Source organism: Ruegeria lacuscaerulensis, from assembly GCF_013031245.1.
Classification (GTDB): Bacteria; Pseudomonadota; Alphaproteobacteria; order Rhodobacterales; family Rhodobacteraceae; genus Ruegeria; species Ruegeria lacuscaerulensis_C.
Map to the genome: position 1 here is coordinate 59,358 of NZ_WPZL01000021.1, position 12,285 is coordinate 71,642.

Below are 12,285 nucleotides of genomic sequence, written 5' to 3' on the forward strand. Positions count from 1 at the left end.
CCCAAAGGTATTGCGTTAGTAATTCGGCGCTTCAACTAAGTTCGAAATCTTTTTTTTTGTGGTCATCTCGAATTTGATCCGCCGCCCGCTGGTTCATCGTTCATAACGAAAAGCTACGGGTTTGGTTTTGATAGTTGTCAGTTTCGGGTTGGGCACGGGCGCGACGGCTATCGCCGGCTCGGGGCCTTACTGAGAGATGCAGGCTGGCAGTTAAACTACAAGCGTGCCGAGCAGCTATGGCGGCGTGACACCGCTCCCGCATACAACGACAGGGACTGGACGAGAGTTTGAGGCCTGTTCTCATCTCTTAATGTGTAAGAACACCTTTCTGTATTACGTTCCATGCGGACGTGTCTCGCGTAGCCAGATGCGTTCAGCCGCCGCGACTTTGCGAAGGAATGATTTGGCCAATTCATTGTGGCCATACCCGATGAGCAAAGTGTATGCTGTATGGCCATTCGCCACCCTGTCCCGAATGCTGGCACCATGATCGATCAGGGTATCGAAAAGCCACGCATTGCCAATCTCGGCCGCATAGAGAAACGGCGTCCAACCCTGAGGCGAAACCTTGGCATTGATATCTGCTCCGACCTCGAGAAAAGCCAGAACGATCTCTCGGTGACTTTCCTTGTCCCCCAAGACCTCATCGGCACAGTAGTCGAGGAAGGCTGCAGCGATTTCCGGATACTGTTCAGTGATTGGGTCCAGGAGCTGAGCTTGACCATCAACGAAAGGCGAACTGCTTGGCCGCAAACCCTCTGGTAGCATTTTTGTCCCATTGTACTGAACCAACGGATCGCGAAACCCTCGCGTGATTCCGGGTTTATCCAGAAAAAGGCTGACAGCTGAATACAGGGGGGATTGCCCCTTGGTTCCTTCGATTTCCACATTTGCACCCTTGCCCAACAAGGCTTTGACCCAGCTGGGTTTCATTGCGTGGATAGCCTCGTGCAGACATGACTTACCTCCGCGCGTTCTCGTGTTGATTACGTCCTCGGACGTCACCTTTAATAGCGTTTCAAAGCAAAGGTCATCGCCGCCCTGAATAGCGTTCAACAATGCCGAACCATTGGCAGGATCGAGTTTCTCGGGGTCAGCGCCGTTTTCCAGAAGAGCCTTGACTTTATCGACCTGCCCAAGATGGGCAAAGAAGTGCAACTGAGGCGATGGTGTTGCCTCATAGCCCTTAACCAAACGGTTCGGATTGCTCAGGTCTGGCTGTCTGGTTTCCCAGTCGGGCAAAAACACAAAGCTCCCGTCATTCGGTTTTTTCGACGGCCAATTCTGGGCTTCAACGAAAGGGTGAGGAAAATCCCTCAGAAATGGACGTGCGGTTTTTTGATCCAACACTTCAAGCCCAAGCGCTTCACACCATCCAGCCCATTTTTTCTGAATGCGTTTCTTGCCCAGCGCCGCTGCCGTGTTGAGCAGAAGGTGCAAGCAAGCTTTGAGATGAATACTGCTGCGGAATTTGAACCATTCGGCGGCTTCTTCGGAAAGCTCCAGGGCACGATCAAGGTTTCCCAACTGAGCTTCGTAAAGACCTTCCTGAAAACCCAAGCCCGCGAGACGGTCTTCACCAGCCAAATCTGCCCTGATGGCCTTGATGCACTCACCGGCTTTATGTGCATCTCCAGCTTCTTTCAGTACACGAGGATCGACAAGCTTTGTCAGCTTTTCAACGTGTTGTTGGGTTCTTGGCGCGAGCGTTCCACAATGTGCAAATTCCCCTTCGGCCAATTCGATGATGTCCTGAACGATTTTCTCACCTGTTTCGAGAAAGGGTGGTCTATGCTTTGCTGGGTCCACGGGAGCGAACTGGCAATATTCCTGATAGGCATTCAAATGGAGGAGGGTCAGACCAAAGTCGTAATCAAACTTGGTTGTGATCTCCAGGATGGTGGATATGTTCATCCTTTGTCCGCTTAGCCAACGGTTTATGTTCTTTTCCCAGGTGCCGTCTTCCTTGGCTATTTTCGATTGCAAATTCGACGCGATCTCTCCAATCGACCGCCCTTGGGTGTAAGACTTCCACAAAACCGAGAGACCTTGTTCGGGCTCCCCCAGGACGTCCGTTAGGTAGGTACGATACTTGCTCAGAAGCGACCGTAGCGCCGCGGCAAACATTCCAACAGAGTATTGATCAAAAACGCGCCGAACTTCGCTTGCCGGCAGCGCGCCACAGTCCAAGCCCTTTGCAAATCCAACATAGGCGCCAAGGTAGTGGCGGATTCCAAGCAGGACTTGCCCCTTGTTTGGGCTCGCGTCCAATAATTCACCAAGGTTCTCTTCCAGGATGTCCATCGCCGCATCCACCGACAATGGTTTTTCCTGTTTTAGCCTTTGCAGTTTTTTCTTCAGGGCCGGGTTGTTCTCGTGATCCACGCGATAAAAACACCGGACGATAAATGCCACGATCTCTGCGGGTTGAGGAATAGGTGTCATTAGGTTTCTCGAGTATGAATTGGTTTCGTTGTGTTCTTTAGGGCGCGCAACCTTGCACGCGCGTTCCTGAATGCTCGCCAGTCGCTTGGGCTCTTGGAAACCACCAGAAGACCCTCATTGGAAAGCACCAATTTGCCGTGCTTTCGCCCGCTCCGGAACTGAGCTCCTTCCCTGACTTCGTGCTGTATCATTCGATTCATGTCTTTGTTTTTGCAATACTTCATACGCTTTTACGCCAGTAGTAAGCGGGGGACCTTTCGCTCCCCCGCTGTCGCCTGAGCCCTATTTCTTGGGTTTGTGCGCGGCGGACTGCGCTTTTGCGGCAAAACTGCCCTTGGGAACTCCGCCGCCAGTTTTTTTGGCTGTTGCACGCTGAATACGCGCTGCGTCTTTCGGCGTCATTTTGGTTGGCTTTCGAGCGCGCTGCTCATTGTTTTTCGCAGCGCATAAAAATCCTCGTGCCAATCTGCGATGCCCAAGTGGGTGAATAGTGTCTTTAGTTGCTTCCCGAAATTTCCGGAGATGGCGGCAATATCAGCACCCTTTGCCGGAGAGGGAAACAGAAGGCGTTGATTTGCGGGCAATGAATGAACCCAGTCCACAAAACCCACGTCAATCAGGAGTTGAGGCAGAGGTAGCACCCTTCTGGAGTCACTTGTTTTGACGCGATGTTCCGCCGTGATCCCCAGTTGAAGACTCAGAACACCATCTTGGACGATCAAGTCCGTCTTTTTAAGTTGCAGGACTTCTAAAATACGACTGCCGAGTGTCATGACCAGTAGCGGTACCCAATATTTGGCATCCCGAACGATCATTGTTCCCGGCTTCCAGCGTTAGGACACTGAACCACAGCCAGTGAAGATGGGAGAGAGCAGCAATTTGCGAAGGCGATCTTGCGACCAGGAATCACGATCCTTTGGTTTCTCTTTTCGGAAGAACAGCGGGTCTTTGTTCTTTTCGCTCTGCACTTTGATGTGCTGTTGCATTTTGTTTGTGGTCAAAAACCGGATTTGTCCCTTGTATCTGAGCGTCTCCTGAGCGTTTCGAAAAATGGCATGCAGCCAGTCGAGGTGGTGTCCGACCGTGGTCATTGTCAACCTGGGGATAAGCACCTCAACCAGGCGGGCGCGTTGTTCAGGCAACGAGAGCGAAGTGTCGTGCTCGATTTTGGTGCGACACTCTGCATCGTGCAGATCCGCCAATTCAACCTCCTCTCGCTTCGTCGCATTTTGACGATCCTTGACGAAGCGATTGTTGCCATGCTTCTTCCCGTGCAATGCTGGTATCCGTTGAACGAACCACATCAGGTCTTTGACGTGTTCGGTCGATACGGTTGACAGAGCGATATCCCCCCAAAACTCGAGTGCAATGGCGCCTGTGGCCGCATATTTTCTGGCCATATCTTGTGACGTTGCGTTGACCACAGCGCTCTCGATAGCTCCGGACAACATGATTTCACCCGCTATGAAACGGTCAAAATCCTTGTTCTCGTCTTCTGTGAGAAGATTGGATGCGGCAACGGACACTTGGCGTTTGGCGTGCGGTTCCGATCTTCTTTTCACGGCGAGGTCTGTGACGAAGGAGGTGACGATGCCGCGGCTGAGTGAGGAAAAGCGCAATGAACTGGAGGCGTTCTGGCGGTCGCACATCTAGGGCTGGAGCGACAGCGGATTGAATCAAAGGGAGTCTTGCGAGGCACATGACCTGCCGCTGAAGCGGTTCGGGAACTGGCGGGCGAAGCTTCGGGTCGAGGTTCTGCAGATCGCCGGAAAGCTGCTTTACCGTCGTGGCGGCGGATCTGAGCATATGCTTACGGTGGTGCTTTCTCGGAACCAACTTTTAAGGAGAAGAAGTGTTTTTTGACTTTTTAGGGAAAACTGAAATCCAGGCAGCTTTGATTGGGGCACTTTTTGGCGGTTTCTTCGGCGCGACCGTCCCATTGCTCGTTTCTAGTGTAGAAGAGAATAGAAAGAAGAGGCGGATCAAACGAGCATTTGCACCCGAAATTCGTTCGATAATTTCAGCAACAGCGCAAGCAGGTTTGCTTGAGCTGATCAATGACTTCGAGACAAAAATCTCAAAAGGCGAGGAGATCATAGTTCCCAGTCTCTTCTACGAGAATCTTACCTATGATCCAGTGTTTGCGGCAAACACTGAGAACATTGGACTGATCGAGGCGGACTTGGCTCAACGTGTGACGAGTTTTTATCGGCGCGTGCGTCTTGGTCGCTTTAGAATTATCGCATATCAGCAGAAAAAAATCGGTGAGAGTGAGCGTGAAGGTTTCCTTCATGCACTCAAGATCATGAAGTCTGCTATCGACGACCTTGAAGATGCTGAACGCTTGGCAACCGAACTAGACAGATAGACCCCGCGCTGTCAAAGGACACCAGCTTGAGGCGGGCAGGGGGTCTTGTCTGACAAACTCAGCTTGAGCTGAGGTAGGGTGACCTGTTGATGCTGAAGTGGTCCCACCTTTTAGGACAGTTTTTCAGCGTTTCTAAACCGTGTGGATTGGATCGCCTTCACAAGGTTCTTGTCCAATTCCGGGTGATTGCCAATCATGCCTATTGGATCAGAGAGGAAACGCGCCAATAGCTCTTTGCGGGGCACCGAGAAATAGAGGTACCCCCGCAAGGTTGGTCTTTCTTTGAAGGGTTCGCTGCTGCTGGCAATGAACCAGTCATTATAGTTGTAGGCCAGCACCCCCGAATATTTGCAAAGAAGATAAAGTCTGTGCGCAGCCCCAGAACGATATCCATCAACAAGGGGTTGCCGTCCCGGCGAAGCTCGAGAAAGCCCACCGCCCCGCCAAAAGCGCCCAGCCCTGATATATCGATCCGTCCCGAGGCCAAGAACCCATCCGCAGTGACATCTGCGGGCAACGCAACTGGGGCATAGAGGGTGGGCATACCTCAATCGTGATGCAGCAAGACAGGACGTGTTCGATTACATCGAGATGCTTTGCAACCCAACACGCAAGCAAACCAACAATGGCATGCTGTCGCCGGTTGACTATGAAACTGAACAGAAGAAAATGAACCACTCAGGCGTCTGGGAAACTAGGGGCACCTCAGTTCAACTATCTCATGACGCGCCAAAGCGGTCTGAATAGCCCCTAGTTTCCTAGGCACCCGCGTCGTTCACTTTCTTCTGTTCTTTTGCTTAGTCATGAGCTGATGAAAGGCATCAAGTGCAAATGATTAAACAATATTCCCTACTTGGAACCCTTACATCGGAGTTGTAAACTCAGGGAATGGAAGGAAGTGTTTATTTTGTTGAAGCTGAAGCCAAGCTCACCGAGCGTGAGTTGCTCGAGGAGCACGCGCTTCTTGAGGGAATGCGCGCCCAAAAAATCGAAGTCGCGCTAGCAGCTAATCTGCCGCCTCTCCCGACGATACCAGATGCGGAGCTCTTACTTCCCGGAACGCCTGACTATATAAAATTTCTACCGCTGCACAACATCCGCAACGATTTAGCTCCAGCACTTAGAATAATGTGCAAAACGCCTCAGGCTGTTGCCACGTCGATAAATTGGATCACTCAGCATGAGCTGCCTTTTGCTTTGCGAAGTGGCGGTCATTGTTACGAAGGGTTTTCACAAAGTTCTGGTGTGGTCATTGATCTCAGACCGATGAGTTCCATCACCGTGGATCCAGTGAATGAAATTGTTACGGTAGGCGCAGGCGCAGATTTAGGGGCTGTTTATCGAAAAGTCTCAGCAGCCGGATTTGCCTTTGCTGCAGGAAGTTGTCCAACCGTCGGGGTGGCTGGGCACACATTGGGTGGAGGTCAGGGTCTTCTTGGTCGGTGCTATGGATTGGCAAGTGACAACATCACTCGCATTGAATTGGTGAATGCCGAAGGTCGTATTCTTTCCGCCACTGATCAAACAGAAACTGACCACTATTGGGCGGCAAGAGGCGGCGGGGGCGGAAGCTTCGGCGCTGCCACCGAATTTGAATTTCAGATCCACAGGTTGTCCTACGTCCACACATTTGCAGTTACTTGGGCTCTACCGGATACGAGTGCAAGCCGTGACATTGCCCGTGATGTTTTTGATGCCTGGCAGAATTGGTCTCCATCGGCTCCAAATGAAATTATGGCGCTCATGAAGGTTGAGAAAATCTCAAGCGGAGAGCTCCGTCTCAGATGCTTTGGACAAACGGTTGGCTCAGAACAACAATTAAGAGATGAGTTGAACAACAACGTCATTGTCCACCCTGCACCCGGTACCGGTGCTCTTACAACCCGTCGAAGGACGTTCTTTGACGCAGTTAAGTTCTATGCAGGAAACAATTTCGACTACGATCCGGTCTTCATGGAAGCAAAGTCCGACGTGTTCGAAAAGCCCCTGAGTAGACCGGGAATGGACGTTCTCTTCGATGAGATAATGAGCATTCCAAGCGGTCACGTAGTCGCAATCTGCGATCCATTGGGTGGAGCAATTGCAGATTTAGCCCAAACTGAGACACCGTTCCCTTATCGTGGAGAAAACAGCTGGGCCGTACAGTATTTTTCCCAATGGAGACAGTCGCGTGAAACGGCCCTTCGCGTTGCGCAGAATGACAAGGTTTATGCTGCTCTCAGGCCATTCGCGACAGGGACGGCATACGTCAATTACCCCGACATTTCGCTCCCCGACTATGCGGCTTCGTACTGGGGAGCCAATCTGCAACGACTGAAGTCCATCAAGCGCGCGCTAGATCCGAACGATGTCTTTCAGCACCAGCAGAGCGTACCCATTAATTGATCTTACGATCGCAAACTCTGTGTCCTGACTTTACGTCAGTACAACTGGATAAGGGTCCAGCGTTCCCCCTGCTTTGATGATGTTGCTATCAACGGTGTTGGCCGTAATGCCGGGCATCTTACCCTTGTCTGTGAACTGCCAAGCCCACCAATCAAAGCCCGGCATTATGTTGGGATCTTCGTTTTGATACCCCCCATAACGAGCAATCCAGATCATATATCCGTTAAAGATGTCACCATCCTGCCCAAGCAAGTGCCGCCAGACGTATCCATTTGTGTAAATAATTGGTTTGCGGCCAGACAATTGCTCCAGCCGGTCCAACGCTGCCTCTAGCTTGTCGATCCGCTGACTTCTAGGGATCAACCCCCATTGTTCAATACCGGTCTGCCGATCTACATAGGTTTCAAAATCAACACACGGAGGCAAGTCCGTCCCGGCGACGAACGGCTCATAAAGCCTCATGAATTTATCGATCTGATCCCTCGGATCACCGCTGCGAGTCAAGAAATGATAGGCTCCTTTTGGGATTTGATGATCGTCGGAACCCTTAAGGTTCTGTCTATATTTTTCGTCCGTCACAGTCTGTCCGAACGTCACTCTGACGTACGCAAAGGCTGGATCTGTGCCCGCTACTTTTATCCAATCGATATCACCTTGATGATGAGATACATCTATGCCGTGGGTTCTTCTTGCATCTTTGTCGTCAGGCCAGTTGAAATCCTTTTTGACACGTTCAATTGAGAACATCTTCTCGAGTTGGTCTTGAAGTTCGCTTCTGGAAATGTCGTCTTCCACAAACTCAATCGTCATAGTAATCTCCCACTAATATTCTTTGGTCTTGCCCTTCCCCAACTTGGAAAGATTCAACTAAGGTTGCCATCGTTCTCGAGCGTCCTCGAGCATGCTTATTAAGAACGCGAAATTCAAGCGTCTGTTCGACCACAACCTCCTTCAGATCATGGGCTTCGATCAACGAAACCTGGTCGCGATTGGAACTGCATTGCAGATCACCTCAAGGTTAATGGAGCGAGAATCCCCAAACATTTCTGATTTCGTGATCCGATATTTTGGACTCGAATAGCGGTTTACTTTCGGACAATTGTATCCACGCCTTGAGCATGGGGCATTATAAGCCATTATGCTGCGCCTTCTTGGCCCATGGGCAATATAACCATGATTGATGGAGCCACCTGAATCTGTCTCTGAATCGTGCCGCAAACCGATGTTGTGCCCAACCTCATGGGCGAGTGTCTCGTTACTCAGACAGGAATAACTCGTAACAGAAAAAGCGTTGCTCTCATCGCTTGGCTGTAGGTTTTCGTTCAGATATCCACGGCCGCAAACAGAGGTATAATCGCCTATAAAGGCAATGAAATCTGACTTAGTTCTGTTGCGGAGTTGCGCGATTTCACTATTGGCCCGAAGACGACTGAGGTCGCTCGCACTGTCAGAGGTTTCTTTGAACGACGTTTGAGAAAGTTCTGAAATTTCAACTTTGGTGTAGAAATTGGGGCTGCCCATCGCTCCTTGCATGCGGCCTACCGCCGAACGGATTCCGAGGTCGATTGTTGGCATACTTGTCTTCGCAGCCGCACTATAAATGACACCAATGCTGAGGATGCCTTTTGGCTTCCCGATTGGGAGGCCGTAGGGGTTCGAGTCGCATTCTTGTTTGAATTGTGGGGCAGGACGTGTTTGTCTGCCTGGAGCGATAAGAGTGTCGTCTGATCGCCCTTCTATCGCTGGGTCAAGCTTGGACAGCCTGTAGATATCTTCACGCATGGAAGAGTCGAAAACATAATTGTCGCTACTGGTTTCGAAACGACCGTATACTCTGCGACCATCCACCCAGATCTCGACGTCATGTTCAACTTGGTTGGAGTACAAGACCTTGAAGCCGTCTACGTTTTCGACTCGATACTTTCTTAGCGAGATTTTCTCGCCGTCGAAGACATTGAAGATTAGAGTAGGATCTTCTTGCAGCGACCGGGCGAAGTCCGAGCGTTCGATGACCGCGAACAACTCTGGAGCAATCTCAACATATTGCATTTGCGCCCAAATTCCACTTCTCTCGGATAGCCCGACCGGAGTATCAATGTACTGGAAAATCACGACATCGCCAGCAGGTTTTTGTTGGCAAGATGAGATGGCCAAAACCGCTCCTGCGATCAGGAAAAGCACCCAGTTCTTCAATCTATTCAACCGCATTTTCTGATCCTCCCAGTGCCTAAAATTCCGTCGTCGTACTAATCTTTGTCTATTCGCTAGTTGGGGGATTCAGTTTCAGTCCATATGGCGCAGGGAGCATTCCTACGGCGATACTACTAATCCCGGCCGAGGAACCGAAGAGCGTTGCCTTGGAAGAACGCAGGAGCACAATGCCGCACTTCTTCGTCTTCAAAGAATTCGTAGAATGCATTCAGGTAGGAGCGGGTTCGACCGACCATCTCGAGCATTGACCAGTCTGTGCCGAAACAGACCTTTTCGCGGAAGTGGTACTTTGCACCTTCCGGCTTCGGTTTTGTTAACTCTGTCTTAAGCCGAGTAACAATGGCCTTCCGCATCTTGGGATCCACCATTTGCATGATGTAGCCTAGACCCATGTAGACGTTGTCGTAGTCCTGAACAAGTTGAATGGCCCGGTATGCGAAACTCTCATCGAAACCCGCATCGGTCTCGGACGCCCAACCAAACCAATCCACTTGAGTGGCACCGCCTCCATGCCCTAGGAACAACCAAAGGTCCCGCGCGTTGTAGCGATTCATTGCCCGCCGCCAAAGCTCCGGGTCTCCGAAGACACCGTAGCCCTCCTTGGTTTGAAATCCAATCGGAGTGCAGTGGGTGAACATCCTGATGTTATTTTTCGCGAAGTACGGCAAAATCTCCCTTATCGCGTTCTGAGCATGTGGTGAGGGCGCAGGTGCTGCCGCATACTTCTTGTAATCCTCATCTGCATGCGGCGAGACTGGCGTGGTATAGCTACGGTCATCAATCGGCCGATAGCCCAGGGGGCAGTAAATCTTGAAGCCTTCCGCTCCATTGTTCCGCCCGTACTCGACATAGCACTTCCAGTCGGCGCTTCGGAATGGATCAACCGCACCGTAGGAAAAGAGCCGTCCGTCAGTCTCTTTGGCTAAGGCGTTCATTCGCCACATCTGGGTCTTGAAGTCGAAGTGTGGGCGCTTCAGGCTCCTGCCGTAAATCTCACAATACGCCTCCTCCATGTCCATCAGAACTCCGACGTAATAGGTTGCGTCAAAACCATCGTCGGCCTTACCTTTGTCGAAGTCCTTTTCGAGAAACCGGAAACGGTTCCGCTCAGACATTGCCAAGGCGGAGATGAATAGGAGTACTTGCCGGAGCCCTTTTATCTCGAGTTCGTTGAGGCCAACCGCCCTCAAGCCATGATCCGTTCCCTCATCGTAACCGTCATCTAGGTGGATGTGCGCGGCATCATGAAAAAACTCCGTGCCAGATAATATCTTCCCGGCTGCCGCAAGGGCCCGGGTCAGCAGAGAGTCCAGCATGTCAGGTGCCGTAAGTTCCCCGCTGAATACGGATCCCTCCGCCAATGGACCGTCATGAAGAATCCGGCTGCTTATCGGGCGGTCACCTTCGGCTACGTCCCCGAGTGCAACACTGAACTCATCAAGTGCCCCCAAACTCTCCCTAAGCCGCATTTCCTCGTCCGGATTTCGCTCATTGGGGAACTGGCTGTTTCTGATCAGGGTTCGAACGCGGCCAGTTGTGACTTGCATCAGTTTGTCAGCGTCGCGTCCCATGATTGCGTCAAAGAGGTCATCCTGACTTTCATCGTGGTTGGCGTCGAAGTCGCTTGCTGCGGTAATAGAAATCGCAAACCGGTGAAGGCCCTTGGCCAGAAAATTGGGGACTTTGAAGGAGCGCATGATGCCGTGGATTGGCAAATACCGTCCAGTGAACAAATGTGTATGCATATCGATGAACGGGAATTGTGTAGGCATAATTAGGCCCCGCAAGAAAATGTGTTGCTGTCAATGTTCAGTCATTGGGGGCCGTCAAGTCAACCTCCTGTTGAATTTCGTCTTCAGAAAAACCTACTAACAATTGGCCAATAATTGAAATTGATCCGAACTGAGAGCCAAATTCTAGTTGCATTACTGCTCGAGAAAGAAGGAAAGCGCCGTTGTATTCATTCGGCGGTTGACTAGGAAAAAGGTCGGAAATACAAGCTTAGAATTACCTAAATCGCCTTTTAGTTCATTCATATTCTCGGTCATGCGGCATCAGCGATGGCCTCAATTCGCGCCGGCAGCCTGAATGACGCGCGCCACAAGCTGGCGCTCTGGTGATACGATTGCAAAACGTCTGACTGCACTCATCGCTAAAAATCAATTGCCCCAAGAAGCGCGTCGAACGCTTGTGCCGTTGGAGTGCGCCTCGCCCCACGCGTTTGGTCTTACAAACGGCAGCAGTGTATACTCAGCGTTGAAGGAACGGAGGGTAGAATGACTTGGGAAATTTTCATAGAACTGGGTGGACCAGGCTTCCTTGGAGCCTTGATCGGCGTTTTAGTTGCATCACTTGTCCAGATTGGCATGGCGTTTGCGCAGCGCAGATGGGAGATAGTCTCGAGTGACGTTGACCACTTCAGGCAGCAATACTCACAAGCCTTGGGTTATTTCGATGGCGGTACGCAAAAAAGGAATATCGGTATTTCAATACTCACATCTCTTTGGGATCACGAAATAGCAAAGCGTCACCCGAACGTATATCGAAAGTCTTGCGCACTTCTTTTCTGCAATCAGTGCCTCTACATATTGACTGCTGGCGGCAATCAATTTGAATCGCATGAGCAGGACAATCTCAGGCGCATGCTTCGTACGATTCAGTCATTCGATGAGTTCCTGAAACCAACCGGATACAAAAACCAAAAGGAGGATATCTGCAAAGCCATTGATCAGTATGAAAGGAAAGCCTCAACCAAAGGGGAGAAGATCGGTGAATTGGAGGGCGCGTTTAAGTCGTTCAAAAAAGTATTCTGCAGCGGAGCGGCTTTGTTGCACAAATCGGGTGAGGGATTCACTGTGTGAATCCAGCATGATAGC

10 protein-coding genes and 2 pseudogenes are annotated in these 12,285 nt (G+C 51.0%); 5 read left to right on the top strand and 7 right to left on the bottom strand.

The genetic code is table 11. The features are described 5' to 3' along the window. Positions 1-333: 333 nt before the first annotated feature. The 4 genes from GOX66_RS19035 to GOX66_RS19050 all read right to left on the bottom strand — a co-directional run bounded on the left by GOX66_RS19035 (position 334) and on the right by GOX66_RS19050 (position 4,094). Positions 334-2,385, bottom strand: coding sequence for an ankyrin repeat domain-containing protein (locus GOX66_RS19035; protein WP_170764598.1), 2,052 nt, complete (start codon positions 2,383-2,385; stop codon positions 334-336). A gap of 342 nt (positions 2,386-2,727) precedes the next feature. Beyond that, the gene (locus GOX66_RS26330) at positions 2,728-2,847 is read right to left on the bottom strand and encodes a hypothetical protein (RefSeq protein ID WP_170764600.1); all 120 of its coding nucleotides are present in this window, start codon (positions 2,845-2,847) and stop codon (positions 2,728-2,730) included. Next, the gene (locus tag GOX66_RS19045) at positions 2,844-3,260 is read right to left on the bottom strand and encodes a site-specific integrase (protein WP_170764602.1); all 417 of its coding nucleotides are present in this window, start codon (positions 3,258-3,260) and stop codon (positions 2,844-2,846) included. The genes GOX66_RS26330 and GOX66_RS19045 overlap by 4 nt, the downstream gene beginning before the upstream one ends. A gap of 18 nt (positions 3,261-3,278) precedes the next feature. Further along, positions 3,279-4,094, bottom strand: a complete 816-nt coding sequence (locus tag GOX66_RS19050; protein WP_170764604.1) for a hypothetical protein — start codon at positions 4,092-4,094, stop codon at positions 3,279-3,281. A 19-nt stretch (positions 4,095-4,113) separates the two neighbouring features. On the opposite strand from GOX66_RS19050, the pseudogene GOX66_RS26335 reads away from it, so the two are divergent. From GOX66_RS26335 to GOX66_RS19060, 4 genes and pseudogenes are all read left to right on the top strand, one after another. Next, a pseudogene (locus GOX66_RS26335) lies at positions 4,114-4,308 on the top strand (hypothetical protein); the annotation flags it as partial. Next, positions 4,298-4,813 carry a hypothetical protein gene (locus GOX66_RS19055; protein WP_170764605.1) on the top strand — a complete coding sequence of 172 codons (516 nt, stop codon included), beginning with the start codon at positions 4,298-4,300 and terminating at the stop codon, positions 4,811-4,813. The pseudogene GOX66_RS26335 and the gene GOX66_RS19055, both read left to right, overlap by 11 nt. A 543-nt stretch (positions 4,814-5,356) precedes the next feature. Further along, positions 5,357-5,479 (top strand): annotated as a pseudogene (locus GOX66_RS26205) (IS3 family transposase); the annotation flags it as partial. Positions 5,480-5,701: 222 nt separating this feature from the next. Continuing rightward, positions 5,702-7,198: an FAD-binding oxidoreductase gene (locus GOX66_RS19060; protein ID WP_170764608.1), complete on the top strand. Its 1,497-nt coding sequence runs from the start codon at positions 5,702-5,704 to the stop codon at positions 7,196-7,198. 30 nt (positions 7,199-7,228) lie between these two features. On the opposite strand, the gene GOX66_RS19065 is transcribed toward GOX66_RS19060, so the two are convergent. The 3 genes from GOX66_RS19065 to GOX66_RS19075 form a co-directional block, all read right to left on the bottom strand. Continuing rightward, positions 7,229-8,008, bottom strand: a complete 780-nt coding sequence (locus tag GOX66_RS19065) for a glycoside hydrolase family 25 protein (protein ID WP_170764610.1) — start codon at positions 8,006-8,008, stop codon at positions 7,229-7,231. A 159-nt stretch (positions 8,009-8,167) separates the two neighbouring features. After that, the gene (locus GOX66_RS19070) at positions 8,168-9,406 is read right to left on the bottom strand and encodes a zinc-dependent metalloprotease family protein (protein WP_170764612.1); all 1,239 of its coding nucleotides are present in this window, start codon (positions 9,404-9,406) and stop codon (positions 8,168-8,170) included. 116 nt (positions 9,407-9,522) lie between these two features. Beyond that, entirely contained in the window at positions 9,523-11,181 is a 1,659-nt protein-coding gene (locus tag GOX66_RS19075) for an amidohydrolase family protein (protein WP_170764614.1), read from the bottom strand. 504 nt (positions 11,182-11,685) lie between these two features. On the opposite strand from GOX66_RS19075, the gene GOX66_RS19080 reads away from it, so the two are divergent. Next, positions 11,686-12,270, top strand: coding sequence for a hypothetical protein (locus tag GOX66_RS19080; protein WP_170764616.1), 585 nt, complete (start codon positions 11,686-11,688; stop codon positions 12,268-12,270). Positions 12,271-12,285 lie beyond the last annotated feature (15 nt).

What these genes read in the sequence shown, in the direction of transcription:
- GOX66_RS26330 (WP_170764600.1), bottom strand. Translation starts at nt 2,847, where the DNA reads ATGACGCCGAAAGACGCAGCGCGTATTCAGCGTGCAACAGCCAAAAAA.
- GOX66_RS19070 (WP_170764612.1), bottom strand. Translation starts at nt 9,406, where the DNA reads ATGCGGTTGAATAGATTGAAGAACTGGGTGCTTTTCCTGATCGCAGGA.
- GOX66_RS19060 (WP_170764608.1), top strand. Translation starts at nt 5,702, where the DNA reads ATGGAAGGAAGTGTTTATTTTGTTGAAGCTGAAGCCAAGCTCACCGAG.
- GOX66_RS19075 (WP_170764614.1), bottom strand. Translation starts at nt 11,181, where the DNA reads ATGCCTACACAATTCCCGTTCATCGATATGCATACACATTTGTTCACT.
- GOX66_RS19045 (WP_170764602.1), bottom strand. Translation starts at nt 3,260, where the DNA reads ATGATCGTTCGGGATGCCAAATATTGGGTACCGCTACTGGTCATGACA.
- GOX66_RS19065 (WP_170764610.1), bottom strand. Translation starts at nt 8,008, where the DNA reads ATGACGATTGAGTTTGTGGAAGACGACATTTCCAGAAGCGAACTTCAA.
- GOX66_RS19050 (WP_170764604.1), bottom strand. Translation starts at nt 4,094, where the DNA reads ATGTGCGACCGCCAGAACGCCTCCAGTTCATTGCGCTTTTCCTCACTC.
- GOX66_RS19080 (WP_170764616.1), top strand. Translation starts at nt 11,686, where the DNA reads ATGACTTGGGAAATTTTCATAGAACTGGGTGGACCAGGCTTCCTTGGA.